The organism is Saccharopolyspora shandongensis (genome assembly GCF_900106995.1).
GTDB lineage: Bacteria > Actinomycetota > Actinomycetes > Mycobacteriales > Pseudonocardiaceae > Saccharopolyspora > Saccharopolyspora shandongensis.
Window position 1 is genome coordinate 307,784 of the sequence record NZ_FNOK01000003.1, and the last position, 26,255, is coordinate 334,038.

At 69.9% G+C, this 26,255-nt stretch carries 28 protein-coding genes; 12 read left to right on the forward strand and 16 right to left on the reverse strand.

Annotated elements, in window-relative coordinates:
- Positions 1-13: 13 nt before the first annotated feature.
- Genes BLW84_RS04720 through rimO form a run of 3 tightly spaced genes read right to left on the reverse strand, consistent with a single transcriptional unit; the run spans position 14 to position 2,564 of the window.
- Complete coding sequence (locus BLW84_RS04720) at positions 14-505, reverse strand: CinA family protein (protein ID WP_093261631.1); 492 nt, start codon at positions 503-505, stop codon at positions 14-16.
- The gene (gene pgsA, locus BLW84_RS04725) at positions 502-1,131 is read right to left on the reverse strand and encodes a CDP-diacylglycerol--glycerol-3-phosphate 3-phosphatidyltransferase (protein WP_093261633.1); all 630 of its coding nucleotides are present in this window, start codon (positions 1,129-1,131) and stop codon (positions 502-504) included. Before pgsA ends, BLW84_RS04720 begins: the two co-directional genes overlap by 4 nt.
- Positions 1,128-2,564 (reverse strand): 30S ribosomal protein S12 methylthiotransferase RimO, encoded by a 1,437-nt coding sequence (gene rimO, locus BLW84_RS04730; protein WP_093261635.1) that lies wholly within the window; start codon positions 2,562-2,564, stop codon positions 1,128-1,130. Before rimO ends, pgsA begins: the two co-directional genes overlap by 4 nt.
- Positions 2,565-2,691: 127 nt before the next feature.
- Here rimO and BLW84_RS04735 point away from each other — a divergent pair, with 127 nt between their 5' ends.
- From BLW84_RS04735 to BLW84_RS04750, 4 genes are all read left to right on the forward strand, one after another.
- Positions 2,692-3,198 carry an amino-acid N-acetyltransferase gene (locus BLW84_RS04735; protein ID WP_093261636.1) on the forward strand — a complete coding sequence of 169 codons (507 nt, stop codon included), beginning with the start codon at positions 2,692-2,694 and terminating at the stop codon, positions 3,196-3,198.
- A 51-nt stretch (positions 3,199-3,249) separates the two neighbouring features.
- Positions 3,250-3,783 carry an amino-acid N-acetyltransferase gene (locus BLW84_RS04740; protein ID WP_093261637.1) on the forward strand — a complete coding sequence of 178 codons (534 nt, stop codon included), beginning with the start codon at positions 3,250-3,252 and terminating at the stop codon, positions 3,781-3,783.
- 120 nt (positions 3,784-3,903) lie between these two features.
- Positions 3,904-4,473 (forward strand): phospholipase, encoded by a 570-nt coding sequence (locus tag BLW84_RS04745; protein WP_093261639.1) that lies wholly within the window; start codon positions 3,904-3,906, stop codon positions 4,471-4,473.
- Between the two features lie 133 nt (positions 4,474-4,606).
- On the forward strand, positions 4,607-5,821 hold the full coding sequence (locus BLW84_RS04750) for an alpha-hydroxy acid oxidase (protein ID WP_093261641.1): 1,215 nt from the start codon (positions 4,607-4,609) through the stop codon (positions 5,819-5,821).
- 367 nt (positions 5,822-6,188) lie between these two features.
- Here BLW84_RS04750 and BLW84_RS04755 read toward each other — a convergent pair whose 3' ends face one another.
- Together BLW84_RS04755 and BLW84_RS04760 are read right to left on the reverse strand one after the other, a co-directional pair.
- The gene (locus tag BLW84_RS04755) at positions 6,189-7,469 is read right to left on the reverse strand and encodes a sialidase family protein (RefSeq protein WP_093261642.1); all 1,281 of its coding nucleotides are present in this window, start codon (positions 7,467-7,469) and stop codon (positions 6,189-6,191) included.
- A 221-nt stretch (positions 7,470-7,690) separates the two neighbouring features.
- A complete protein-coding gene (locus BLW84_RS04760) occupies positions 7,691-10,186 on the reverse strand; it encodes an FtsK/SpoIIIE family DNA translocase (RefSeq protein WP_177226280.1) in 2,496 nt (831 codons plus the stop codon).
- Between the two features lie 119 nt (positions 10,187-10,305).
- On the opposite strand from BLW84_RS04760, the gene BLW84_RS04765 reads away from it, so the two are divergent.
- Together BLW84_RS04765 and BLW84_RS04770 are read left to right on the forward strand one after the other, a co-directional pair.
- Entirely contained in the window at positions 10,306-11,142 is an 837-nt protein-coding gene (locus BLW84_RS04765; RefSeq protein ID WP_245760926.1) for a lysophospholipid acyltransferase family protein, read from the forward strand.
- Positions 11,143-11,274: 132 nt separating this feature from the next.
- Positions 11,275-12,855 carry an alpha/beta hydrolase gene (locus BLW84_RS04770; RefSeq protein ID WP_177226281.1) on the forward strand — a complete coding sequence of 527 codons (1,581 nt, stop codon included), beginning with the start codon at positions 11,275-11,277 and terminating at the stop codon, positions 12,853-12,855.
- Between the two features lie 45 nt (positions 12,856-12,900).
- Here the strand turns inward: BLW84_RS04770 and BLW84_RS49805 are convergent, their stop codons facing one another.
- A complete protein-coding gene (locus BLW84_RS49805; RefSeq protein ID WP_281247359.1) occupies positions 12,901-13,035 on the reverse strand; it encodes a hypothetical protein in 135 nt (44 codons plus the stop codon).
- A 128-nt stretch (positions 13,036-13,163) separates the two neighbouring features.
- Between BLW84_RS49805 and BLW84_RS04775 the strand changes: the two genes are divergently transcribed.
- Positions 13,164-13,691: a hypothetical protein gene (locus BLW84_RS04775; RefSeq protein WP_143060858.1), complete on the forward strand. Its 528-nt coding sequence runs from the start codon at positions 13,164-13,166 to the stop codon at positions 13,689-13,691.
- A gap of 49 nt (positions 13,692-13,740) precedes the next feature.
- Here BLW84_RS04775 and BLW84_RS04780 read toward each other — a convergent pair whose 3' ends face one another.
- From BLW84_RS04780 to thyX, 6 genes are all read right to left on the reverse strand, one after another.
- Positions 13,741-13,980 (reverse strand): hypothetical protein, encoded by a 240-nt coding sequence (locus tag BLW84_RS04780; RefSeq protein ID WP_093261648.1) that lies wholly within the window; start codon positions 13,978-13,980, stop codon positions 13,741-13,743.
- A 214-nt stretch (positions 13,981-14,194) separates the two neighbouring features.
- Positions 14,195-15,919 (reverse strand): ribonuclease J, encoded by a 1,725-nt coding sequence (locus BLW84_RS04785; RefSeq protein WP_093261650.1) that lies wholly within the window; start codon positions 15,917-15,919, stop codon positions 14,195-14,197.
- Between the two features lie 7 nt (positions 15,920-15,926).
- Entirely contained in the window at positions 15,927-16,859 is a 933-nt protein-coding gene (dapA, locus tag BLW84_RS04790; protein ID WP_093261652.1) for a 4-hydroxy-tetrahydrodipicolinate synthase, read from the reverse strand.
- Between the two features lie 148 nt (positions 16,860-17,007).
- Positions 17,008-17,634, reverse strand: coding sequence for a TIGR03085 family metal-binding protein (locus BLW84_RS04795; protein ID WP_093261654.1), 627 nt, complete (start codon positions 17,632-17,634; stop codon positions 17,008-17,010).
- 44 nt (positions 17,635-17,678) lie between these two features.
- Positions 17,679-19,124, reverse strand: coding sequence for a serine/threonine-protein kinase (locus BLW84_RS04800; protein WP_093261756.1), 1,446 nt, complete (start codon positions 19,122-19,124; stop codon positions 17,679-17,681).
- Between the two features lie 217 nt (positions 19,125-19,341).
- Positions 19,342-20,094, reverse strand: a complete 753-nt coding sequence (thyX, locus tag BLW84_RS04805) for an FAD-dependent thymidylate synthase (RefSeq protein ID WP_093261656.1) — start codon at positions 20,092-20,094, stop codon at positions 19,342-19,344.
- Positions 20,095-20,256: 162 nt separating this feature from the next.
- On the opposite strand from thyX, the gene BLW84_RS04810 reads away from it, so the two are divergent.
- Positions 20,257-20,820 (forward strand): toxin-antitoxin system HicB family antitoxin, encoded by a 564-nt coding sequence (locus BLW84_RS04810; RefSeq protein WP_093261658.1) that lies wholly within the window; start codon positions 20,257-20,259, stop codon positions 20,818-20,820.
- 14 nt (positions 20,821-20,834) lie between these two features.
- Complete coding sequence (locus tag BLW84_RS04815) at positions 20,835-21,836, forward strand: DUF4097 family beta strand repeat-containing protein (RefSeq protein WP_093261660.1); 1,002 nt, start codon at positions 20,835-20,837, stop codon at positions 21,834-21,836.
- A 97-nt stretch (positions 21,837-21,933) separates the two neighbouring features.
- Here BLW84_RS04815 and BLW84_RS04820 read toward each other — a convergent pair whose 3' ends face one another.
- Positions 21,934-22,626, reverse strand: a complete 693-nt coding sequence (locus BLW84_RS04820) for an NADPH-dependent F420 reductase (RefSeq protein WP_425441678.1) — start codon at positions 22,624-22,626, stop codon at positions 21,934-21,936.
- Between the two features lie 88 nt (positions 22,627-22,714).
- Here BLW84_RS04820 and BLW84_RS04825 point away from each other — a divergent pair, with 88 nt between their 5' ends.
- Positions 22,715-23,110, forward strand: coding sequence for a winged helix-turn-helix transcriptional regulator (locus tag BLW84_RS04825; RefSeq protein ID WP_425441677.1), 396 nt, complete (start codon positions 22,715-22,717; stop codon positions 23,108-23,110).
- Between the two features lie 45 nt (positions 23,111-23,155).
- Here BLW84_RS04825 and BLW84_RS04830 read toward each other — a convergent pair whose 3' ends face one another.
- A complete protein-coding gene (locus BLW84_RS04830; RefSeq protein WP_093261760.1) occupies positions 23,156-24,373 on the reverse strand; it encodes a winged helix-turn-helix domain-containing protein in 1,218 nt (405 codons plus the stop codon).
- Positions 24,374-24,523: 150 nt separating this feature from the next.
- On the opposite strand from BLW84_RS04830, the gene BLW84_RS04835 reads away from it, so the two are divergent.
- Complete coding sequence (locus BLW84_RS04835) at positions 24,524-25,087, forward strand: GNAT family N-acetyltransferase (protein WP_093261663.1); 564 nt, start codon at positions 24,524-24,526, stop codon at positions 25,085-25,087.
- 84 nt (positions 25,088-25,171) lie between these two features.
- Entirely contained in the window at positions 25,172-25,663 is a 492-nt protein-coding gene (locus BLW84_RS04840; protein WP_245760927.1) for a VTT domain-containing protein, read from the forward strand.
- Positions 25,664-25,810: 147 nt separating this feature from the next.
- Here the strand turns inward: BLW84_RS04840 and BLW84_RS04845 are convergent, their stop codons facing one another.
- Positions 25,811-25,999 (reverse strand): hypothetical protein, encoded by a 189-nt coding sequence (locus tag BLW84_RS04845; protein ID WP_245760928.1) that lies wholly within the window; start codon positions 25,997-25,999, stop codon positions 25,811-25,813.
- 33 nt (positions 26,000-26,032) lie between these two features.
- Positions 26,033-26,224, reverse strand: a complete 192-nt coding sequence (locus BLW84_RS04850) for a hypothetical protein (RefSeq protein ID WP_093261665.1) — start codon at positions 26,222-26,224, stop codon at positions 26,033-26,035.
- Between the last annotated feature and the right edge of the window lie 31 nt (positions 26,225-26,255).

Genomic DNA, 26,255 nt, shown 5'->3' on the forward strand with positions numbered 1-26,255 from the left:
GCGCCCCGTTGAGTCAACGCAGCAGATCCGCGAAGTGTTCCAGCGCCACCCGAACGGCCGCAGCCCGCACGGCGTGCCGATCTCCGTCGAGGCGCACCGACCGCACCGTAGCGCCATCCGGGCCGGCGAATCCGAGGTGCACGGTGCCCGGCGCCACCCCGTCCTGCGGGTCGGGACCGGCCACGCCGGTGAGCCCGATGCCCCAGTCCGCGCCGCAGCGCCGGCGGGCGCCGTCGGCGAGCATCTCCGCGACCCGCGGGTGCACCGCGCCGTGCGCCGCGAGCAGATCGCGATCGACGCCGGCCAGCTCAGCCTTCAGATCGGTCGCGTAGACGATCAGCCCGCCGCGGACCACGTCGCTGGCCCCGGGCACGTCGGTCAGCACGGCGGACACCAGGCCGGCCGTCAGCGATTCCGCGGTCGCGACCGTCTCACCGCGCCGCCGCAAAGCCTCGAGCAAGGCCGCGACCTGCGACAACGGCAGCCCGATGTGATCGACGATCACGCGCCGACCTTGGCCCGGCCGGCGGCGCGCAGCCGCACCGCGCGCACGACGTAGTCGAGCCCGGTCACGACCGTGGCGACCAGCGCCGCGCCCATCACGATCCAGCGGGGCACGTCGGCCCAGGCGCCGAGCGGCAGCAGGTAGAAGCCGATGGCGAGGGCCTGCAGCAGCGTCTTGACCTTGCCGCCGCGGCTGGCCGCGATGACGCCGTGCCGGATCACCCAGAAGCGCAGCAGCGTGACGGCGACCTCGCGGCCGATGATCACCCAGGTGACCCACCAGCCGAGGTCGCCGAGGAGGCTCAGTCCGACCAGCGCGGCGCCGGTCAGCGCCTTGTCCGCGATGGGGTCGGCGACCTTGCCGAAGTCGGTGACCAGGCCGCGCTTGCGGGCCAGGTCGCCGTCGATGCGGTCGGTGATGGAGGCGATCGCGAACACCGCGGTGGCGATCCACCGCCACAGCGTGTCGTGCCCGTCCGCCCAGAACAGCGCGACGAGGAAGACCGGCACCAGCGCGAGCCGGGACACGGTCAGGATGTTGGCGATGTTGACCAGCGGCACGGGCTCGGACCGCGCCCCGGTCGGGTTCGCGGCTGCGGAGTCGGACGTCGCGCCATCGGCCGTCATGGCTGCTCCCCGGACCTGTTCTGCACGGGCGTGCTGTCGATCGGGCGCACCACTAGATCCACGCCTTCGCTGTCCACCACCTGGCAGAGCAGCACATCGCCCACGTTGACCTCTCCAGGATCCGCGACGAGGCATTCCCCGTCCACCTCCGGTCCCTGGTGTTCGGCGCGGCCGGCGCACTCCTCGTCGCTGATGCGCTCGACGAGCACCCGCACCTCGCTGCCGATGCGGTCCTCGGCGCGCTGCGCGATCAGCTCGTCGACGAGGTCGGAGAGCTTCTCGACGCGCTCGTCGACGACGTCCGGATCGATCTTGCCGTCGAAGCCGGCGGCCTCGGTGCCGTCCTCGTCGGAGTAGCCGAACACGCCGATGGCGTCCAGCCGCGCCCGGGTGAGGAAGTCCTGCAGCTCGGCGAAGTCGTCCTCGGTCTCGCCGGGGAAGCCGACGATGACGTTGCTGCGGATGCCCGCATCCGGGGCGAGCTCGCGGATCTGCTCGATGAGCGCCAGGAACGACTTGGTGGAGCCGAACCGGCGCATCCGGCGCAGCACCGACTCGCTGGAGTGCTGGAACGACAGGTCGAAGTACGGCGCGACGCCGGGCGTGGTGGCGATGGCCCGCACCAGGCCGGGACGGGTCTCGGCGGGCTGCAGGTAGGACACCCGCACCCGGTCGACGCCGTCGATGGCGGCGAGCTTCGGCAGCAGCACCTCCAGCGCCCGCGCGTCGGCCATGTCCTTGCCGTAGGAGGTGGAGTTCTCGCTGACCAGGAACAGTTCCTTGGCGCCGTGCTCGGCCAGCCAGGCGGCCTCGCCCAGGATCTCCTCCGGCGGCCGGGACAGGAAGGAGCCGCGGAAGGACGGGATGGCGCAGAACGAGCAGCGCCGGTCGCAGCCGGAGGCCAGCTTCAGCGCGGCGACCGGCGAGTCGTCGAGCCGGCGGCGCGCCACCGCGCGGGCGGCCGGGACCCAGCCGTGCCCGGGCACCGAGACCTCGGCGGCCGCGGCGGGCCGGGCGACCGGGGTGATCGGCAGCATCTTGCGCCGGTCGCGCGGCTGGTGCGACTGGATGGCCTGCCCGGCGACGACGTCGTCGAGCCGGTCGGCGAGGTCGGCGTAGTGGTCGAAGCCGAGCACCGCGTCGGCCTCGGGCATGTGCTCGGCGAGCTCGGCGCCGTAGCGCTCGGCCATGCAGCCGACGGCGACGACCTTCGCACCGGTGTCGGCGGCGGCGAGCAGCGTGTCGACGGAGTCCTTCTTGGCCGATTCGACGAAGCCACAGGTGTTGACCACCACGACGTCGGCGTCGTCGGCGTCGACGAGCTCCCAGCCGCGACCGTGCAGGTTACCGGCGAGCTCTTCGGAATCGACCTCGTTGCGGGCGCAACCGAGCGTGACCATGGCGACTCGGCGGTGATTTTGCTCGGTTGACATGCGAGGAGCGTAACGTCCCGGCCGCCGCGCCCTGCGCACGAGCCCGTCGGGCGAAAACCCCGGCCGTGGTCAAGATTACGGCCGCCCGCCGACCACTCGAACCCCCAGTTGGTTAGGCTTGCCTAACATGACAGCTCTCGTCGAGGTGCGCCCGGCCCGAGTCCGCGACGCCCGCACGATCAAGGCGTTGATCGACCACTACGCGGGAAAAGTGGTGCTGGGCAAGGAACTCGTCACGCTCTACGAGGACATCCAGGAGTTCTGGGTCGCCGAACAGGCAGGCCGGATCGTCGGCTGCGGCGCGCTGCACGTGCTCTGGGAAGACCTCGCAGAAATCCGCACCGTCGCCGTCGATCCGATGGCCAAGGGCCGCGGCATCGGCCACGCGCTCGTCGCCCATCTGGTCGCCACCGCCGGCGAGCTGGGTCTGTCGCGGATCTTCGTGCTGACCTTCGAGACCGAGTTCTTCGGCCGCCACGGCTTCCTGCCGATCGCCGACACCCCGGTTCCGCCGGACGTCTACGACGAGATCCGCCGCTCGCCGGACGAGGGCGTGGCGCAGTTCCTGGATCTCGCGCACGTGAAGCCGAACACCCTGGGCAACACGCGCATGCTGCTGCGACTGGGCGCGTGACGCGCGGAGAATGCGCATGCTGCGACAGGATCGCGGCGCTACGATGCTCGCATGAATGACTATGCGTCATCGGCGATAACAATTCGACGGGCTCGGATCGCCGACGTGCGGATGATCAAGTCCCTGGTCGACGCCTACGCCGGCGAAGTGCTGCTGGCCAAGGAACTCGTCACGCTCTACGAGGACATCCAGGAGTTCTGGGTCGCCGAGCGCACCGAACCGGACGGCACCGGCCACGTCGTCGGCTGCGGCGCGCTGCACGTGCTCTGGGAAGACCTCGCCGAGATCCGCACCGTCGCGGTGGATCCGGCGACGAAGGGCCACGGCATCGGCCACCGCCTCGTGCACCAGCTCGTCGACCTCGCCCGCGAGCTGGGCCTGTCCCGGGTGTTCGTGCTGACCTTCGAGACCGAGTTCTTCGGCCGCCACGGCTTCCGCACCATCGACGGCGCCCCGGTCAGCCCGGACGTCTTCGAGGAGATGCGCCGCTCCGTCGACGCGGGCGTGGCGGAGTTCCTCGACCTGGCCAACATCAAACCGAACACGCTCGGCAACACCCGGATGCTCCTGGAGCTCGACCGGTAGCGCCCGACCGGTCGAATTCGGGGTCACCGTTCTCGTGCCGGATGCCCGAACGTCCCGCGAACACCACCCGCACCAGCTATAACACGGGGAGTGATCCGTTCGGCTCCGAGGAGACCAGCCGTGGAACGTTCCCCTGCTCGCCGTGGCTTCTTCGCTTGCGCCGCGGCAACCGGCGCACTGTTGCTCACCGCCGGCACCGCGCACGCCGACCTCAGCCAGACCCAGCTGCGGAAGGTGACCGACGAGTACCTGTACGAGTTCTCCCTCGACACGTTCACCGGAACCCGCGCCGAGCAGCCCTACGCGGATCAGCTCGACTGGTCCTCCGACGGCTGCTCGATGTCGCCGGACAAGCCGCTGGGCTACAAGTTCCGCACCAGCTGCGAGCGGCACGACTTCGGCTACCGCAACTACAAGAAGCAGGACCGGTTCGGGGAGGCCGACCGGAAGAAGGTCGACGACAACTTCAAGGCCGACATGTACTCGGTCTGCGGCAGCGACGTGGTCTGCAAGGGCACCGCGAACATCTACTACTACGCGGTGCGCGAGTTCGGCGGGACGAGCGGTTCGACCGCCGAGGCCGTCGAACTGGCCCAGGTCAAGCCGGTGCTCTCGGGCGCCGGATCGCTGCTGGAGTACCACGCGGTCAACGCCACCGGCGAGGTCGTGCGGCTCGGCGCGAACGGCTGAGCACTGAGTGCGAACGGCGGAGGGCGCGTCCCGAGCGGGACGCGCCCTCCCCCCGTCTTCGCCGGGTTTTTTCGCCGTCTCGAAAAGGTAATGTGCCCTTCGCGCCCCGGCGCACGGCGAGAAGGGAACACGAATGGTCAAGCGGCAACTTCCGCGCTGGTCCGAACTGCGTCCGCTGCTGCGGGTCAAGCCCCCGCAGCTGAACACGACCGAGCGGCGCCTGTCGGCCGCCCACTCGATCGCCGACCTGCGGGCCATCGCCCGCCGCCGGACGCCCCGCGCCGTGTTCGACTACACCGACGGCGCCGCCGAGGCGGAGATCAGCCTGCGCCGCGCCCGGCAGGCCTTCCGCAACGTCGAGTTCCGCCCCTCCGTGCTGCAGGACGTGTCCAAGGTGGACACCGGCAGGACCATTCTCGGCGGCCACTCCGAGCTGCCGTTCTCCTTCGCCCCCACCGGTTTCACGCGCATGATGAACCACGAGGGCGAGCCCGCGGTGGCCCGCGTCGCGGAACGCGCGGGCATCCCCTACGCCCTGTCCACGATGGGCACCACCTCCATCGAGGACGTGGCCGCGGCGGCACCGAGCTCCCGCAAGTGGTTCCAGCTCTACCTCTGGCGCGACCGCGAGGCCAGCCGCGAGCTGGTGCAGCGCGCCCAGGACGCCGGCTACGAGGCGCTGATGCTCACCGTCGACACGCCGGTCGGCGGCGCGCGCCTGCGCGACGCCCGCAACGGCCTGACGATCCCGCCGGAGCTGACCCTCAAGACCATCGCCGACGGCGCCATGCACCCGGCGTGGTGGTTCAACCTGCTCACCACCGAGCCGCTGTCGTTCGCCTCGTTCAAGCACTGGTCCGGCACCATACAGGAACTGATCAACTCGATGTTCGACCCGTCGCTGAACCTCGCCGACCTGGAGTGGCTGCGGGAGCTGTGGCAGGGGCCGCTGATCGTCAAGGGCATCCAGAACGCCGACGACGCCCGGCGCGTGGTCGAGCGGGGCGCCGACGCGGTGGTGCTGTCCAACCACGGCGGGCGGCAGCTCGACCGGGCCCCGACGATGCTGGAACTGCTGCCGTCGGTCCGCGAGGCCATCGGCGGCCGGGCCGAGATCCTGCTGGACACCGGCATCGTCAGCGGAGCCGACATCGTCGCGGCGATCGCGCTCGGCGCGGACTCGTGCCTGATCGGCCGGGCCTACCTGTACGGCCTGATGGCGGGCGGCGAACGCGGCGTCCAGAAGACGGTGGACATCCTCCGCACCGAGATCGTCCGGACTCTCCAGCTGCTGGGCGTCCACGCGATCGACGACCTCAACACCACCCACGCCACCCTGCGCCACTGAATTCTCCGCAATTGCCGTTGAAACCGAACCTTCGATTTCAACGGCAATTGCGGACGACTCCCGCGATTCCAATTGGAAATCGGACCCCTGATTCCCATTGAGCGTTTTTCATCTTGGCTGGTGACCGCAGCCGCGACAGCCAACGGACCGAATCCCGAAAGCAGGCGCATAGCCCACCCACGCAGCTCGCACCGCCGCGGGTTCACGGTGCCCACTCCCCTGGAGTTCTCCCAGCGAGGACGGCCCCACCGCCGTGCATCGGACATACATCAGGTTGGGCACCCGCAGCCCAGGCGGGCGCTGAGGTTCCGCCACCCGCACCGCCACGCACAACGAGGATGAAAAACCTCATTGAAATCGCGGATCGTCAGCGGCCGGGGCGCGGGTCCAGCGGCTTGGGGTCGTGGCTGCTCGCCGTCCCGACCGTCGCGTCGATCGGGCCCGTCGCGTGGAACGCCTCGCACGGCCCGCCGATGTACTTCTCGAAGTCGGTCGCGATGTGGATGACCGACTTCCCGTCCGACGTCGGCAGCACGGTCGGGCTGAAGTTGCGGCAGACGCTGCCCTGGTTGTAGCTGATCCGCACCGGGGACGGGATCTCCCGCCAGCCCCGCGCCAGGTCGGACGGGTTGTCGTTGACCATCAGCGTGCGCCCGTTGCCCGGCGCCCAACCTCCGTTGTCGCCGCCGAGCATCTGGTACGCCAGCAGCAGCCGCCCGTTCGGGCCCGGCCCCGGCGCCCACGCGATCGTCGGCGTGCCCAGCGGCTGACCGCCGGTTTCCGACACGATCTCCGTGCCCAGGTCAGATGGGTCGCCGAAATCCCAGCCGTCGGCCGAGGTCCGCATCCACACCGTGCAGATGTGCACCGGGTCGTAGTTGCAGACCTCGTAGACCATCACGTAGGTGCCGTCGGGCAGCTGCCGGACCCCGGACATCCCGGGACGCACGGTGAACTTGTCGTTCTTCAGCGTTTCCCGCAGATCGGTCCAGTTCCGGCCGTCGGCCGAACGCACCTGGACCATCTTCTGGTCGTGCTTCGGATCGCCGTCGTCGGAGTAGAACGCGACCAGATCGCCTTGCGCGGACACCGTGAACTCGGGCTCCCACACGCCCGGCCCGGCCGGCGCCTGCACGATCGTCGACAGGAAGCTCCAGGTGCGCCCGTGGTCGTCGCTGCGCCACACCCGGATGCTGCTGCGCCGCTCCTCCGGGTCCGCGCCGACGCCGGCGGTGCCGGCCCACAGCAGGGTCCCGGCGGGCATGTCACCCACCTGCCTCGGCAGTTCGTACAGCGTCGAGCAGCACATGCCCTTCGCGTCCGCGCCCTCCGGGTCGCGGATCTCGCCGATCTGCCGGAACGTCTCGCCGTCGTCGCGGCTCTCGTAGATGACCGCGAATCCGGCGCGGTCCACATAGGTCGTCATGCTGGCCAGCACGCGCCCGTCGGCCAGGCCGGAATGCTGCAACCGGACCATTCGCGGATAGCTGCTGCCGCCGGTGCGCAACAGCTCACCCCTGTCCACATCGGACGGTGTCACGTCCCGCCCGCCGGCCGGGACACCGAACGCGATCTGCTGGAAACCCACCACCAGCAGAAATCCGGACAACAACACCGATAACCAGACGCGGACTTTCCGGACGACCATGCGCGAGCCCTTCGAAATCGCGGCGGATAAAACGCCTCTAGCGGGCGGGACACTATCGCACGGAATCGGGAGATCAACCCTTTCAACAATTCCGTTCAGCGTAATTCGGAAAGCGCAAACGGAGCAGCGAGAATCCGTTGGAACCGGCCGAGAAATCGTTGGTTAAAACGCGGAAAACGGCAACGTCCCCGCACCTGCCGACAGATGCGGGGACGCCGGAATCACTCGGCATCCGGCGGCGGCCCGCCGCGGATCGAGTACAGCGTGTTCTCCAGCTCGTCCGGCTTGACCAGCACCTCGCGCGCCTTCGAACCCTCCGACGGACCGACGACGCCGCGCGACTCCAGCAGATCCATCAGCCGGCCCGCCTTGGCGAACCCGACCCGCAGCTTGCGCTGCAACATCGAGGTGGAGCCGAACTGGCTGGTCACCACCAGCTCGGTGGCCTGCAGCAGGACGTCGAGGTCGTCGCCGATGTCGGAGTCGACTTCCTTCTTCTCGCCCGCCTTGGCCGCCGTGACGCCGTCGGTGTACTCCGGGTCGGCCTGGTCCTTGGTGAACGAGACGATGCGGTGGATCTCGTCGTCACCGACGAACGAGCCCTGCACCCGAACCGGCCGGGACGCCCCCATCGGCAGGTACAGCGCATCGCCCATGCCGATCAGCTTCTCGGCACCCGGCTGGTCCAGGATGACCCGCGAGTCGGTCAGCGACGACGTCGCGAACGCCAGCCGCGACGGCACGTTCGTCTTGATCAGGCCCGTCACCACGTCCACCGACGGGCGCTGGGTCGCCAGCACCAGGTGGATGCCGGCGGCCCGCGCCTTCTGGGTGATCCGCACGATGGCGTCCTCGACGTCGCGCGGCGCGGTCATCATCAGGTCGGCGAGCTCGTCGACGATGGCCAGGATGTACGGGTACGGCCGGTATTCGCGCTCGCTGCCCAGCGGCGCGGTGATCTCGCCCGAGGAGACCTTCCGGTTGAAGTCGTCGATGTGGCGCACCCGGTTGGCCTGCATGTCCTGGTAGCGCTGCTCCATCTCTTCCACCAGCCAGGCCAGCGCGGCGGCGGCTTTCTTGGGCTGGGTGATGATGGGCGCGATCAGGTGCGGGATGCCCTCGTACGGCGTCAGCTCCACCATCTTCGGGTCGATCAGGATCATCCTGACCTCCTGCGGGGTGGCCCGCGCGAGCAGCGACACCAGCATCGAGTTGACGAAGCTGGACTTACCGGACCCGGTCGAGCCGGCCACCAGCAGGTGCGGCATCTTCGCCAGGTTCGCGGTGACCATGTGGCCTTCGATGTCCTTGCCCAGCCCCATCACGAGCGGATGGCTGTCCTTGCCCGCCTCGGCGGAGCGCAGGACGTCGCCCAGCCGCACCATCTCCCGGTCGCTGTTGGGCACCTCGATGCCCACCGCGGACTTGCCCGGGATCGGCGCGAGCAGCCGGACGTTGTCGGTGGCCGCGGCGTAGGCGATGTTCTTGGTCAGCGCGGTGATCTTCTCGACCTTCACGCCGGGGCCGAGCTCGACCTCGTAGCGGGTCACGGTCGGCCCCCGGGTGAAGCCGGTGACCTGGGCGTCGATGTTGAACTGCTCCAGCACCGCGGTGATCGCCTCGATCATGGCGTCGTTGGCGCGGCTGCGGCTCTTCGGCGGGTCGCCGTCGGTGAGCACGTCCAGCGGCGGCAACTGGTAGTCGCCTTCGACGCTGCGGCTGATCTGCGGCTTGCTGCTCTTCTTCGGCTTCTCCTCGGCGGCTTCGGCGACCGGCTTGGCGGGCACCGCGGCGGCCTTCGACTTGGCGGGCTTGGGCGGCTCTTCGGGCACGTCCTCCAGCGACAGCTGACGGTCCTCTTCGGACATCGCCGCCTGGCGACGGCGGGACGGCCGGCGCAGCTTCACCGAGGCCGGATCGGCCGCCAGCTCCTTGGCGGCGGCAGCCGCCGGGCGGCCCGCCTCGGCCTCCTGCCCGAGACCGCGCAACCGGGCCGCTACCTCGCGCACCGGCGTACCGGTGAGCACGAGCAGCCCGAACAACCCGATCAGCACCAGCACCGGCGCCGCGACCCAGCCGGTGAGCCCGTGCGCGAGCGGGCCGCCGGCGACGAAGCCGAGGGCTCCGCCGGCGTTCGCCCAGTTCTCGGAATCAAGCGGGGCGCCGGACACGATGTGCAGGACGCCGAGCGTGGTGAAGATCAGCAGCAGCGAGCCGATCACCACGCGCGGACGGGCCTCGGCGCTGGTCTCGGTGCGCATCAGCAGCACAGCGGTGATCAGCAGCACGATCGGCAGCACCACGGCCGCCACGCCGATGACCGAGCGCAGCGCCCAGTCGAACCAGTGCCCGACCGGGCCACCTGCCTGCCACCAGACGCCGGCGGCGGCGATCACCGCGGTCGCGAGGAAGATCAGCGCCAGCCCGTCGCGCCGGTGCGCTGGGTCGAGCTCCTTGGTCTTGCCCACCGCCCGGACCACGCTCCCGACGCCGCGCGCGATGCTCCCGCCACCCTTGGAACTCGTCCTGGTGGAGCGCTTCGGCGCTGTTCTGCGGGGTGCGTGCGTCGATCCGGGGCGGGGCTTGGCGCTCCCGGTGCTCTTCCGCGTGGTGCTCGACCTGCCCGATCCGCCACTCCGGGCAGCGGAGCCGTTACTCTTGGTCGCGCTTTTGCCACGCGACGAGCCCCGTCCCCCGCTCGATGTCCGGCTCGCCATGCCCCACACGGTATCTCCACCCGCCTCTCGCGTCACACCAGCCACGGGAGATCGCAGGTCGGCCGTTTTTCGGGCAATCCGCTCCAACCGGCGCAGCGCGCGTGAGATCCTTGACCATCATGGTCGCCCTGCCTTCCAGTCCGAACGAGCCGACACGCCGATCCGACCGCGAGAAGCTGTTCCGCGACGCGCCGCTGCTGTGGCGCGCGCTGATGCGGGTCGACCGCGCGATCATCGGGCTGACCGGGCGCCTGGAGGTCACCGGTGACGTGCCGGATTCGGTGCGCGGCAAGCCGCTGCTGCTGGCCGCCAACCACATCGGCAACCTCGACGCGCTGGCGCTGATCGCGGCCTGCCGCACCCGCCGCCTCGCGCCGCGCTTCCTCGCCACCGGCGGGCTCTTCGACACACCCGTGCTGGGCACGGTGCTCCGCGCCTGCCGGCACGTCCGCGCCGACCGCGGCAAGAGCACCGCGGGCGAGGCACTGGGCCGGGTCGTCACGGCGCTGACCAGCGATCACCGCCCGGTGCTGATGTACCCGGAGGGCCGCATCACCCTCGAACCGGACATGTGGCCGGAGCGCGGGAAGACGGGCGTGGCCCGGATGGCGCTGGCCTCCGGCGCCACGGTGGTGCCGGTCAGCCAGTGGGGCGCCCACGAGGCGATGTGCTACGGCATGGTCCGCGTCGAGAAAGCCGGCGACCTGCGGATCCTGTTCTCGTCGTGGCTGCGGGCCGTACGCCGCCAGCCGAAGCTGAAAGTCCACTTCGGAGCGCCGGTGGACCTGAGCGACCTGTCCCCGGACCGGGTCGGCGACGCCACCAGGGCCCGCGACCGCATCATGCGGGCCATCGCAACCGGCATGGTGCCGCTGCGTGAGGGAGAACTCGGAGCGCCCCGCCACTTCGACCCGACGCGCCCGGCTACCGACAAACCCAGCCCCTGGCGCCCGTGATCACGTCCGGTAAGCCGAAGGTGTTCCGGTAGAGCATTTCTCGCCAATGTCGCGGCCCCACCGGGGCTGATCCCGTTAACTGTCCACACTGGTCGCCATTCGGGCGCACCAAACTGGACAGACGGGGCAAACATGAGAAAAGTCGTCACCGCTGCCATGGCAGCCGGTCTGCTGATCGGTTTGTCTCCCGCCGTCGGTGCGGCAACCGCCGCGCCCGGACCGGTCTTCCAGCCCGCACCGGTCCAGTGGGGCAAGTGCGAGAACGCGAACCTGCAGAAGGCCGGGGCGGAGTGCGGGATGGTCAGCGTCCCGATGGACTACGCCGATCCGGCGGGCGAGCAGGTCTCGCTCGCGGTCTCGCGGATCAAGCACACCGTGCCCGACGACCAGTACCAGGGCGTCATGCTGGTCAACCCGGGCGGACCGGGCGGATCCGGGCTGACCCTGTCGATGCTCGGCGCGTACGTGCCGAAGGGCGCCGGTGCCGCCTACGACTGGATCGGGTTCGACCCGCGCGGAGTGGGGTCCAGCCGGCCCGCGCTCTCCTGCGACCCGAACTACTTCTCCTACGACCGCCCGCACTACGTGCCGACCGCCGCGGAGCTGGAGAAGGCCTGGCTCGACCGGTCCGAGGGCTACGCGCGGGCGTGCGGGAACAACGGCAAGCTGATCGAGCACATCAAGACCACGGATGTCGTCGAGGACATGGACAGCATCCGGAAGGCGCTGGGCGTCGAGCAGATCAACTACTACGGCTTCTCGTACGGCACCTACCTCGGCCAGGTCTACGGCACCCTGCACCCCGACCGGATGCGCCGGGTCGTGATGGACGGCGTCGTGAACGTCGAGGACGTCTGGTACGACGCGAACCTGAACCAGGACGTGGCCTTCGACCGCAACATCAAGATCTTCTTCGACTGGATCGCGAAGAACGACGCCACCTACCACCTGGGCACCACCGGCGCCGACGTGGAGAAGCTCTACTACGAGCAGCTCGCCAAGCTCGACCAGCAGCCGGCCGGTGACGTGATCGGCTCCGACGAGTGGACCGACCTGTTCCTGAACGCGGGCTACTCGCAGGCGACCTGGGACAGCCGCGCCAAGGCGTTCTCGGGCTGGGTGCACAACGGCGATTGGGAATCGCTGAAGAAGATCTACGACGGCGCCAACCCACCCGGCGACGACAACGGCTTCTCGGTCTACCTGGCGGTGCAGTGCACCGACGTGAAGTGGCCGCAGAGCTGGCAGCAGTGGAGCAAGGACAACTGGGAGGTGTACGCGAAGGCGCCGTTCGAGACGTGGGCCAACGCCTGGTACAACGCGCCGTGCCGCTCGTGGCCGGCGAAGCCGGGCAAGCCGGTCGAGGTCGACGGCAGCAAGGTGACCGATGCGCTGCTGATCAGCGAAGAGCTCGACGCCGCGACCCCGTTCCCCGGCGCGCTGGAAGCCCGCAAGCGCTTCCCGAACGCCAGCCTGATCAGCCTGCCCGGCGGCACCACGCACTCGGGCTCGCTCGGCGGCAACGCCTGCCTGGACGACCAGATCGCCGACTACCTGGCCACCGGCAAGCTGCCGGCCCGGAAGCCGGGTGACGGCCCGGACACCACGTGCGAGGCGCTGCCGCAACCGACCCCGGAGGGCATGGGCGCGCTGAAGGTCCGACCGCAACAGCCCGCGGTCCTGCAGGAAGCCCTGCAGTCCAACTGGCACTGATCACCCGCTGAAGGGCCGGTCTCCACGCGGAGACCGGCCCTTCGGTCAGTTGGTCATCCTGCTGCGCAGGTGGGCTCCGATGTAGCCGACGTAGATCTTGCCGGTGCGCCGGGTCGAGTCGTGATAATGCATCCGAGGACTGATCATGCCCGCCTTCGCGATCTTGAAGTGGGCGCCCATGAAGACCTTGCCACTCGGGTCGACCTCCTCCGGCCCTTCAGCGCTTCGATTCTGGCCAGCACGTCCACGAAGGAATCCGGCAACTCATCGCTGTGCGAGTGGACGGGCTGCGACCAGGCGTCTTCCCAGTGCTGAGCCTCGATGAGCTTGCTTCGCAGATGTCTGGCCGCGGCGGCTTCCTTGACCAGCTCAGCTCGTGCCTCGGCAAGCTCCAAGGTCTCGTCGTCCAGCTGCTCGCTGACCTCGTCCAGCGATCGCTGCAACTCGGCGTTCCGGTCCTGCAATTCCTCAAGTCGCCGAGACAGGGCATAGCGGTTCGACTGCTCTCCCTGGCCGGCCCGCGCAAGGCCGATGACCTCGCGCAGCCGTTCGGAGGTGAGATCAGGTTCACCGAGTTCCTCACGCAGCAGGCGGGCAAGCGCAACATCCCGCTCATCAGCGACGACGTGGCCCTTGACCACCGTGATCGATGCCACGGCGGAAGGCGCTTCTGGCATGGCAGCGGCGGTAGCGGACTCAGCAGGTTCGCCATCGACCATGAGCAGGTCGAGCTTGTCGAGCCGGGTGGCGATGTGCTGGACGAAATCGAGCTGCCGATTGGTCGTGGTGACCGAGAAGTTGGCCCCATGCCGGGCGAATCACGCCAGAAGGGCTGACCTCCCGAGAGAGGTCAGCCCTTCTGCACAGCTGGCGTGAGGTCTTGAGCTAGTGGTCCCAGATCGGCGCGTTGATGCAGTTGTTGATCTGTGGGGACGCGATCGGCGCCACGATGGCGAAGACGCCAACGTTGTTACCGCATGCCTGGATCGGCAACACGCTGGTGTTGTTGTCGTTCAGCACGTTGATCCCGTCGTTGCCGTAGCTGTCGGCGAACGCGGGGGAACCGATCGCCAGCATTGCGGCCGCGGCGGTGGCAGCGCCGAAGAGTCGAGCGGAGGTACGCACTTCAGACCCCAATCTCCCGTTGGTGATTCCTCCGGTCCAGGAATCCGAATGCGCCCCGAACCGGCGGAACCCACCCTCGCAGTGGATCTCCGGGCAGGCCCGCCGTGTGCTCCCAACGGGTTCCGCAGATCACCCACCGGAGATCACGGCCACCGACAGCGATCAAAATTAGTCGACAAAGCGGACCAATAAGCCACTCGATCAGGTGATCGAGTCAGGATCCGACGGGGAGCACGTTCGGCACGATCATCGGCCGCCGGCGGTAGGTCTCGGCCACCCACCGCCCGACCACCCGGCGCACCGCCTGGGCGATCCGGTGGGTTTCGGTGATGCCCTCCGCCTCGGTGCGGGCCAGCTCCATCTCCACCAGCGGCACCACGTCGTCCAGCGCCTTCGGATCGTCGGAGAAGCCGCGCCCGGAGATCGTCGGGGAGGACACCGCCCGGCCGGTCGACGCCTCGACGGCAACCGTGATCGCGATGAACCCGCCCTCGCCCAGCACGAGCCGGTCGGAGAGCGTGGACTCGCCCACGTCGCCGACGGACAAGCCGTCGACGTAGACGTGCCCCACCTCGAACCGGCCGGCGATCGCGGCGATCCCGTCCACCAAGTCGACCACGACGCCGTCCTCGGCGATCACCACGCGATCCGCCGGCACCCCGGTCAGCCGCGCCAACTCGGCGTTCGCCCGCAGGTGCCGCCACTCGCCGTGCACCGGCATCACGTTGCTCGGCCGCACCGCGTTGTAGAGGTACAGCAGCTCACCGGCCGAGGCGTGCCCCGACACGTGCACCTTCGCGTGGCCCTGGTGCACCACGTTGGCGCCGAGCCGGACCAGGCCGTTGACCACGCCGAACACCGCGGTCTCGTTGCCGGGGATCAGCGAGCTCGCCAGCACCACGGTGTCGCCGGCGCGGATGTGGATCTGCTTGTGCTCGCCGCGCGCCATCCGGGACAACGCCGAAAGCGGCTCGCCCTGCGACCCGGTCGAGACGAACGCCACCATGTGCTCGGGCATCGCCAGCGCCTCGTCGAGGTCGACCAGCAGCCCGTCGGGCACGCGCAGCATGCCCAGATCGTTCGCGATGCCCATGTTGCGCACCATCGAACGGCCGACGAAGCACACCTTGCGGCCATGCGCCTCGGCCACGTCCAGCACCTGCTGCACGCGGTGCACGTGGCTGGCGAAGCACGCCACGATCACGCGCTGGGTGGCCTTGCCGATCACCCGGTCCAGCACCGGCCCGATCTCGCGTTCCGGCGTGACGAACCCGGGCACCTCGGCGTTGGTGGAGTCCACCAGGAACAGGTCCACGCCCTCGTCGCCGAGCCGGGAGAAGCCGGCGAGGTCCGTCAGCCGGTTGTCCAGCGGCAGCTGGTCGAGCTTGATGTCACCGGTGTGCAGCACGACCCCGGCCGGGGTCCGGATGGCGACCGCCAGCGCGTCCGGAATCGAGTGGTTGACCGCGAAGAATTCCAGCTCGAAGGCGCCGTGCTTGCTGCGCTGCCCCTCGGCCACCTCCACCAGCACCGGGTCGAGCCGGTGCTCGCGGCACTTGGCCGCCAGCAGGGCGAGGGTGAACTTCGACCCCACCACCGGCAGGTCCGGCCGCAGCCGCAGCAGGAACGGCACCGCCCCGATGTGGTCCTCGTGCCCGTGCGTGAGCACCAGCGCGTCGATGTCGTCCAGCCGGTTCTCGATCGCGGCGAAGTCCGGCAGGATCAGGTCCACGCCGGGCGCGTCGTCCTCGGGGAACAGCACACCGCAGTCGACGATCAGCAGCCGGTCCGCGTGCTCGAACACGGTCATGTTCCGGCCGACCTCGCCGATGCCGCCGAGCGCGACGACGCGCAGCCCACCGTCGGCCAGCGGGGATGGTGGGGCCGACGATGTCGGCGTCACCGGGTGGTACTCGGTGGCTGTCGCCTTTGCGCTCAACGCTGCTTCACCTCTGTGCGGCGTCCGGATTGACCAGTACCAGGCCAGCATCCCACAGGTCGCTGGTGATCAACCGCACCTGCTCCTCGGTCGCCGCGGGCAGCGGCAGCCGCGGCTGCCCGGTCTCGTAGCCGCACAACCGGAGCGCCGTCTTCGAGAAGATCACCCCGCCGACGAAGTTCATCGACCGGTACACCGGCAGAAGTCCATTGTGGACCTCGCGGGCGCCGGTGACGTCGCCCGCCTCGTAGGCGTCCAGCATCTTGCGCAGCCGGTCCCCCACCACGTGGCCGATCACGCTGACGAAGCCGACCGCGCCGACCGACAGCCAGGGCAGGTTCAGCGGGTCCTCGCCCGAGTAGTAGGCGAGGTCGGTGCTGGCCAGCACCTCGCTACCGGCCAGCAGGTCGTGCTTGGAGTCCTTGACCGCCAGGATCCGCGGGTGCTCGGCCAGCCGCTTCAGGGTGTCGACCTGGATCGGCACGATGGAGCGCGGCGGGATGTCGTAGAGCATCACCGGCAGATCGGTGGCGTCGGCGACCGTCCAGAAGTGCTGGAACAGCCCCTCCTGCGGCGGGCGCGAGTAGTACGGCGTCACGACCAGCAGGCCGTGCGCACCGGCGTGCTCCGCAGCGCGCGCCAGCTCGACCGAGTGCTCGGTGTTGTTGGTGCCGACACCGGCCACCACGGTCGCGCGGTCGCCCACCGCCTCGACCACGGCACGCAGCAGCTGCTGCTTCTCGTGATCGCTGGTCGTGGGGCTCTCGCCGGTGGTGCCGTTGACGACCAAGCCGTCGTTGCCGACGCTGTCGACCAGGTAGGTGGCGAGCTCCTGCGCCAGCTTCAGGTCGAGCTTTCCGTCTTCGTCGAACGGCGTGACCATGGCGGTCAGGACGCGGCCGAACGGGCGGCCCGGACTGGCAGTGGGGCAGACGGTCATGGCCCTGACGCTACCTAATGAGTTCCCTGTTCAGAGCGGCCGGATCTGCCTCCGGCAACATTCGGGAAACCCGGCGTCCGCAGGCCGGGGAACGCCGTGTTTCTTCCGGTCCGGCCGCCGCCGCGCGCGCGAGTTTCCGCCTCTCGCGTCAGAACGACCGGCGCAGATCCTCGACCGCGAGCACATCGGCCTCGTTGCCCTCGGACGTGACCTTCGCTGCACGACGGCTGAAGGCGTGCAGGATCAGCTCGCTGGGCTCGCCGACGAAGCGCACCGTGCGCGGACCGCGCTTGGCCGCGATCTCGGTGCCGTCCGGGCGCCGCAGCACCACACCCACCGGGCTGCGCCCGTAGAACATCTTCGCGACCCGGGTCAGCGACTTCCACAGCGCTTCCTCGCGCTCCGGGTCGGACGGGCGCGGCTGCCAATCCGGCTGGGCCCGCCGGACGTCCTCGTGGTGCACGTAGAACTCGGCGGCGTTGACCGCCTCGTCCACACCGGAGAAGCCGAGCGGGTTCCACTTCGGCGGCCCCTGCCGGATCTGGTCGATCAGCTCCGGCCAGGACAGCGCGCGCAGCTCGTTCTGGATGCGCTCGCTGCGATCGACGAGCGCCTTCACGAACTTGCCCGCCACCGCGTCCGGCCGCCGTTCGCGCACCACGAGGTGCACCGCGAGGTCCTTGGTATTCCACCCGGCGCACAACGTCGGCGCGTCCGGGCCGAGCCGCTCGAACAGGTCGCACAACTGCTGGCGCTCATCGCTGGCCACACCCATGCGCCCACTCTAGCCACCGCCGACCCGCGGGGTGGCGCAGGCGATCACTTCGTCGCGGAAGTCTGCAGCTTGTCGCCGGACGCGCTGTAGAGGGCGCAGTAGATGCTCTGCGAGCCGGCCTTCCGGTCACCCTCGGACTTGCGGTACGCGTCCCAGCTCTGCGCCGAGGGGACAAGCGTGACGTAGCGCAACGTGGTCTGCTTGCCCGGCGTGACGACCTTGTCCGAGGCGAAGTACATCGAGCAGTAGCCCTCGCCGTATGCGACCAGCACGTCCTTCCCGGGGTAGGCCGTGTCGTAGCTGCTGGAGCTGAACGCGGACCCCGACGCGTAGAACTCGAAGTCGTGCGGGTCGGAGCAGGACGTCGTGTTGTTGATGGGCTGGCCCGCGGTGATCTTCCCGGTGCCGCAGTCCTTGGCGTCCGGGTCGAAACCGGCGACGTCGCCGCCCGTGCCGAACACCAGGGTCGAATCCATCGCGGCCGGCACACCACCGCCGACCAGCGCGAACCGCCCGACCAGGAGCCCGGCGACGAACAGCACGACGACGGCGACAGCCGCAGCGATCAGCCACGAGCCCTTGGACCGCTTCGGCTTCGGCGCCCCCTGGGCGACCCGGGTGTGGCTGCCGACCGGCAGCGTCTGCTCCGGGTTGCCGCCGATGGCGGGCGCGCTGTCCAGCAGCGCCCGGATCTGCGGGCCGGTGAACCGCGCCCGCGGATCGGCGATCAAAAGCCCGGTGATCACCGAGCCGATCATGCCGTGCGGACCGGACATGCGGGGCGTCTCGTTGAGCACGGCGTGCAGCGTGGCGGCCGTCGTCTGCCGTTCGAACGGAATCCAGCCCTCGACCGCGAAGAACAACGTCGCGCCCAACGACCACAGGTCGCTGGCCGGCGAGGCGTCCGCGCCCTTGATCCGCTCCGGCGCCATGAACGACGGCGAGCCGACGATCGCGCCGCTGCTGGTCAGCCGCGGGTCGTCCAGGGTCTGGGCGATCCCGAAGTCGGCCAGCTTGACCCGGCCGTCGGCGACCATGATGTTGCTCGGCTTCACGTCGCGGTGCACGATCCCGGCCGCGTGCGCGGTCTCCAGCGCGGAGAGCACCTGGCGGGTCAGGTCCACGGCCTGCTCGGGGCGCAGCGGACCCCACTGCGCGACGTAGTCGCTGAGGGTGACCGCCTGCACCAGCTCCATCACGATGTACGTAACGCCGGACTCGGCCAGCACGTCGTGCACCGTGACCACCGCCGGGTCGTTCAGCCGTCCCGCGGTGCGCGCCTCGCGGAGCACCCGCTCCTCGAAGACCTGCCGCTCGGCCGGGGGCACGCCGTCGGGCAGGTGCAGTTCCTTGATCGCGACCTCGCGGCCAATGACCTGGTCCCAGGCGCGCCAGACGATCCCCATGCCGCCCCGCCCGAGCTCCTGGACGACCTGGTACCGACCGCCTATCACCCGGGCCTGCTGCCCCGGCCCGACCTGCTCAACCACTGCGCCGTCCTCCACCGAAGTCCTCGCGCGCGACCACGCAGCGCAAACGTTCCTCCCCCGCCGATCATCCAATCAGATGAGTCGGACCAGCCATTGGACTGTGCGGCAGAGCGATCGGTTCCCGGGAGAAGCCCTTGCGTGCGGCCGAATGCAGGGACGGCCGGCGCCCGAACCGGGCACCGGCCGTCCCTGCGCGGAAGACCTGGGTGAAACTCGCTCAGCCCTCGGTGACGAACGGACTGGACGCGATCTCCGTGCCGTCCTTCAGCGTGGTGATCTCGAAGTCGCTGAACACGTTCGGCGCGGCCTTCTGCAACTGCCGCAGGCACTCGATGGCGAGGCCGCGGATCTCGACGTCGGCGTGCTCGGAGGCGCGCATCGCCACGAAGTGCCGCCACGCCCGGTAGTTGCCGGTCACCACGATCCGCGTCTCGGTCGCGTTGGGCAGCACCGCGCGGGCCGCCTGCCGCGCCTGCTTGCGGCGCAGCGTGGCCTTCGGCTCGTCGACGTACTTCTCCTCGAGCGCGGCGAGCAGCTCGGTGTAGGCGGCGACGCTCGCCTCGGTGGCCTGCACGAACTTCTCGTGCAGCTCCGGGTCCCCGGCGATGACGTCGGGCTCGACCATCGCGGCGTCGCGCTCCGGCACGTACCGCTGCGACAGCTGCGAGTAGGAGAAGTGCCGGTGCCGGATCAGCTCGTGGGTCAGCGAGCGCGACATCCCCGACAGGTAGAAGGACACGGAGCCGTGCTCCAGCACGGACAGGTGGCCGACCTCGAGGATGTGCCGCAGGTAGCCGGCGTTGGTGGCAGTGGCGGGGTTCGGCTTGCGCCACGACTGGTAGCACGCGCGACCGGCGAACTCCGCGAGCGCCTGCCCACCGTCGGCGTCGGTCGACCAGGGCACGTCCTCCGGCGGGAAGAACTCGGTCTTGCCGATCAGCTGCACTTTCGGCCGCACGAACTCGGTCACGACGGGCGGGCCCCTTTCCTGCTCTGCACGGCGGTCGACGACCGCCGTTTGCGACTCCCCATGCGCGCATCGAGCGTAACCGGCAGTCCCAACGAGATCCCTGACGCCAGATGACACCATCAGGTCATTGCATGACATCAACCATGCCGTCATAGTGGTGTCATGGATCTGAGCCCTTACATCGAGCAGCTTCGCGAGGACCTGAGCTCCGCCGCCTCCGCCGGGGACGACCAGACCCGGCAGACCGCGGCGGCGCTGTCCGGCGCGATCGAGCCGGCCGCACGGCTGGCGATCATGAACGCACTGTCCGACCTGGCGGCGGAGGTGACGACCTTGCTGGACGGCCAGGTCGTCGACATCCGCCTCGACGGCCGCGACGTCCGGGTGGTGGTCAGCGGCGACACCGCACCGCCCACGGTGGAGGACGAGGCCGAGCCACCGCCACCCCCGCCAAGCGGCGACAGCGGTGACATCAGCCGCATCACGCTCCGCCTGATGGAGGAGATCAAGTCACAGGCCGAACAGGCCGCGTCGAGCCAGGGCGTGTCGTTGAACACCTGGGTCGCGCAGGCGGTTCAGGGTGCGCTGCACACCGGGCGGCCGCGCGGCCCGTGGGACCACCCGCGGCACGGTCGCGGCCGGCAGTGGCCACCGCCCGGCGGCGGCCCGCGCGGGCGGTGGCGCGGCGAGCCCGGCTCGCGGGTGCGCGGCTGGGTCGAAGGCTGAGAGGAGGGATCGCGATGACGAACGACGAGACCACGGGCGGCGGCCCGGCAGAGCCCGCCGACCGGCCGGAGGCCGAGGAGCGGTCGAGCGCCGAGGAGCGGTTGGCCGAGCTGGTGCGCAGCCAGGACTTCGACACCGCCGGGCCGATTCGCATCGACATCGGCAACAGCCTGGGGCCGGTCGTGATCGAGTTGGCCGAAACCGCGACCACCCACGTCGAGGTCCGGCACGATGCCGCCGCCAGCGGGCCGGACTGGCGCAGCGGCCTGACCGGGTTGCTGAGCTGGGTCAGCGAGCAGTTCAGCGAGGCCGGCATCCGCACCGGCGGCGAGGCCGACCGCGGCCGCGGGGCGCAGGAGCCGATCTCCGAGGCCGTGCGGCGGACGCGGATCGACCTCACCGGCAACCGGCTCGCCGTCCGGACCCCGGCCAACGCACCGCTGCGCAACGTCCCGCTGGCGGTCAAGGTGCGGGCCCCGCTGGACTCGGAGGTCGGGGTGCACTCCAGCTCCGGCGAGATCAGCGTGACCGGCGCGGCCGGGCGGATCAACGTTCAGGCCGGTTCCGGCACGGTGTCGATCGAGCGGGCGTCGGATCGGGCCACGATCCGGTCCGGCTCCGGTCAGCTCCGGCTGGGCACGATGGCCGGCGGCGTGCATGCGCGCAGCGGCAGCGGCGACGTCGAGATCAGCGTGATCGAGACGGCGTCGTCGGTGGCCACCGGCAGCGGGAACGTGTGGCTCGGCACCGTGTCCGGTGACGTGCTGGTGCGTTCCGGCAGCGGTGACCTGACGGTCGCAGACGCGACCGCCGGGCAGGTCGAGCTGATCACCGGTTCCGGCGAGTTGCAGGTGTCCGTCCACCGCGGAACCTCCGCGGAGGTGGACCTCACCTCGTCCACCGGCACGGCGAGCAGCGACCTGGTGGTCTCCGAGGTACCTCCCGAGAAGGAACCGAAGCTGCAGATCTTCGGCCGCACAGGAACGGGTGATGCCGTGTTGACAACAGCCACGTGAAACGTGGAAGGCCGGATGCGAGCGCCGAACAGCGTCGTTGGATCGGCCGGGCGACGACCGATCCAACGACGCTGCCGAGCTTTGCCGCCGCGGCTGATCAGCCGCCGGTGCCGTACTTCTGCGGAGGCAGCATCGCCTGCGCATCGACGCCGCGGAACCACAGGCCGATCATGAACGCGGTGGTAGCCTCCAGCAGCGACGCTCGTTCCAGCGGGCCTCCGTCTGCCGGCTCGCAGCCGATGTCGGTCACCAACGTCCGGACGGTGGCGATCGCCTCAGCGTCGTCCCCGCACAGCGGAACGACCAGCGGCCGGCCTTCGAAAACCGGTGGGGTCAAACGCCAGACGGATTCGTGGCAGGTGTTGAAGGCCTTGACGACGCGTGCCCCGACCGCCTGGTGGGAGATTCGTTCGGCCATCGACGTTCCGGTGGGGAGGTCGATGGTGAAGCGATCGGGGACGACGGCGTTCGTGCAGTCGATCAGCATCTTGTCCCGCAAGGTGCCGGTCTCGGCTCCAGCGGCGGTGAGCGCGTCGGCGACCGCCGAGTACGGAACGGCGACGAGGACGACATCGCCGAACTCGGCTGCTTCCGCGAAGGTTCCGCTCCGTGCCGACGGCCCGAGCCGCTCCGCGAGCGCTCTGGCCTTGGCCGGGTCGCGACCGCTCACCATCACGTGGTGACCGGCTCGCGTCCACTGTGTACCGAGTGCGTCGGCCATGTTCCCGCTGCCCAGAATTCCGATCCGCATAGGGCTCTTCTCGCTTTCGTTCGAGTTCTCCGGTGGTATGCCGGTCCGAAGCTAAGCGGCCCGATAGCTACCAATCGGTGTCTCACGGCAGGGCAGGATGGGGTTACGCGCAGGCGAGGAGGGGCCTATGACCGAGATGTCCGAGGTCTTGCCCGCGGACAGCGAGTTCCTCGCCGACTGCCGGGCGCGGCTGGCGTTCGACCTGCTGTCCAACACGTGGAACCCGGTGGTCGTCTGGGCGCTCCGGAAGGGACCGCTGCGTCCGATCGATCTGCGGCGGCAGATCGGCGGCATCCGCACCAAGGTGCTTTCCGAGACGCTACGCAGGCTCCAGTACAACGGCCTGGTCGACCGCTGCACCTACCGGGAGGCTCCGCCTCGGGTCGAGTACCGGCTGACCGAGCTGGGCGAGAGCCTGCTGGGCCCGATCGGGATGCTCGGCGAATGGGGCTTCCGCCACGGCGACGAAGTCATGGCGGCGCAAGAAGAACAGGACCGCGCGGACGGCACCTGCGCGAGCTGAACGCGCGCCGTCCGCAAGGCCACCGCTCTCGGCGGGCCTCCGTGATCAGCGGCTGGCTGAGCGGAGCGGCTTGGCCAGGTCTCCCTTGGCGCCGACGACGACGTCGTCGAGGCCGAGCCAGGACGCCATGTCGCGCAGCGCGGCGGACAGCTCCGGCACGACCTCGCCCGAATCGTGGCCGGTTTCGAGGAATGCGCCCGGTACCCGCAGCACACCGGCAGCGCGGTCGGCCTTCAGGTCGACGCGGGCCACCAGTTCACCGTTGAGGAGGAAGGGGAAAACGTAGTAGCCGTACTGCCGCTTGGGCTCGGGCACGTAGATCTCGATGCGGTAGCGGAACTCGAAAAGCCGTTCGGCGCGGGAACGTTCCCAGACCAGCGGGTCGAACGGGCAGAGCAGCGCCCGGCCGGTGACCTTCCTCGGGATGCGGGCCGCGGTGTAGCGGTATGCGGGCTGCCGCCAGCCCTGCACCGCGACCGGCTCCAGCACGCCGTCCTCCACCAGCTCGGCCACGGCCTGCTTGGACTGCGCGGGCGAAAGCCGGTAGTAGTCCCTCAGATCCGGTTCGGTGGCGACGCCGAGCGCATGCGCGGACCGCTCCACCAGCGCGCGAATCGCCTCGTCGTCTTCCGGCTCGTGTGCGAGCACGTGCGCCGGAAGAACGCGTTCGGGCAGGTCGTAGAGCCGCTCGAAGCCGCGTCGGGTGCCGGTGGTCAGCTCGCCCATCGCGAACAGCAGTTCGCAGGCCCGTTTCGTGTCGGTGCGGTTCCACCAGGGCCCCCTCCCCTGGCGTTCGCCGCCGCCGAGCTCGCGTTCCAGGCCACCCGCGCCGATCGGCCCGAGTTCCTTCACCGCGGTCAGCACGTCGTTGATCAGCTGGGGCGAACGTTCCAGCAGCTCGCGACTGCGCCGTCGCCAAGCCCCGCCGTACTCCCGCATCCGCCACCGCAGCAGCGGCCAGTCCTCGACCGGGATCAGCGATGCTTCGTGCGCCCAGTACTCGACGAGCAGGCGTGGTTGCCGTGCCCGGTGCGACCAGGCCGCCGCGTCGAGGAGCTCGGCCGCGTAGCCGCCGAGCCGGCTGAACAGCGGCATGTAGTGGGCCCGGACGGCCACGTTGACCGAGTCGAGCTGCAGGAGCTTGGTGCGGGCCAGGGCGCGCTGCAGGTGTCGGCGCGTCACCTCACCGCGGGGCGGCGGGTCGGCGAATCCCTGGGCGGCCAAGGCGAGTCGGCGTGCGGTGTCGCGGCTCATGGTCTGCACCCGCCAGATCGTGCCAGCATCCCCCGACAAACCGATCATCAGCGGCCGGTTTTGCCGCTCCGCGGACCAGGATTCACCCGGAACCGGAAGTCCCGGTACCGGTTGCAGGGCGGCCGGTCGGTAGCCGGTCGGGCACGTTAGGTTGTCGCCATGGCCGATGCCGATGTGCGGGAAGCTGTGCCGTCCGATGCCGCTGAGATCGCGCGCATCCAGCTGACGACGTGGCGCACCGCCTTCACCGAGCTGCTGCCCGCGGCGGTGCTGGACGGGTTGGACAGCGCGGCGACCGAGCAGGAGTGGCGGCATGCCCTGTCCGACGGTCCAGCCGCAGTGCTGGTCGCGATGGAGGGCTCGTGGATCGTGGGCTTCTGCGCGGCAGGCCCGGCCCCGGAGGCCGAGGTGGCGGCGGCCAACGGCACCCTGCCTGCCGATGCGGCCACGGTCGCACTGGTCAGCGCACTGCTGGTGGAACCGCGCTGGGGACGGCGCGGCCACGGTGGGCGGCTGCTCGGCGCGATGGTGGAGCGGCTCGCCGCGGGCGGGGCCACGCGGGGCATCACGTGGGTGCCGGAGGCGAACACGGCGTCGATGGCCTTCTTCCGCAGTGCGGGCTGGGCCCCGGACGGTACGGTACGCACGTTGGACGCCGGCGGCCGTCCGCTGCGGGAGTTGCGATTGTCGGGTCCGATGGAATTGCAGTTCGAAGAACGGTGAACACCGGTGCCGTGCTCGCTCGGGCGCGCGCGCGGGGTCGCCGGCCACACCGCCTGCTGGGGTCCGAGCTCGCTGGGAGCGATCGTGCTGACCGTGATCGGTTTGCTGTCCACCGCCTTCGGGGTGTCGGTGGCCTCCGCTCTGCTCCCGTTGATCAGCATCGAGCTGTTCGCGATCGGACTGGTGCTCAAGAGCCCGGAGATCCCGTGGTGGCTGCTGGCGCTGGTCATCGCCACCGGTCAGATCGGCGGGAAGCTGCTGCACTACTACGCGGCACGCGGCTCGATCCGGCTGCCCCGGATGTTCCGGCGCAAGACCGAGCCGGAGCGCAAGGACAGCCGCTGGCGCCAGTGGCTGGAGAAGTTCCGGACGAACTGCCACGAGCGGCCGGTGTGGACCGGCGCGGTGCTGCTGATCAGCGCGGCCGCGAGTCTGCCGCCGTTCGCCGCGATCGCGGTGATCGCGGGCTGGGCGAAGGTGCCGCTGACCACGTTCCTGGTCACGGGTTTCGTCGGGCGCTTCATCCGCTTCGGCGCGCTGGCGATCGCGCCAGGTGTGGTCGTCGGCTGGCTGTGACCGAAAGGCCGCGCGGCTCCTGACCTGCACGTGCAGGGCCGTGAGCCCGTCGGGACGCTGAAGCGACGCGAAGGACTCACGGCCCGGTGACCGGCGCGGTGGCTCAGAGCAGGCCGAGGCGCTTGGGGACGCCGCTGATCGAGTCGATCAAGCCGAAGACCGGCACCCCAGCGGCGCGAAGGTCCACTTGTTGTTCAGGTCGCCGGTGTCGGGCTCGTCGACGACCGCCACGCCGTCTCCCTGCGGTGCCTCGCCGAGTGCGGCCGGGCCGGCGCCGAACAAGGCGACTCCGGCGAGCAACGAGGTGGCGACGGCACGTCCTGCGGTCCGCTTCATGTTCTTCCTCCTCAATTCGTCTTCGGTCGTTGCTCAGCCGCCGAGCGCGTCGAAGACGGGCTGCAGCAGCTGGGTGGGCAGCTGGACGGTGGGGCCGAGCACCGCGCCCAGGTCGACGCCGGGCAGCACCCAGATCGGCTCGGCCGTGGCGACGCCGCCGGTCAGCAGGCAGGCGGCCAGCGCGGTCGCGGTCGCCGCGGCGAACCTGCGGATGGATGTGGCCATGGTTCCTCCATTTCTTGGTGTTCCACGCGGT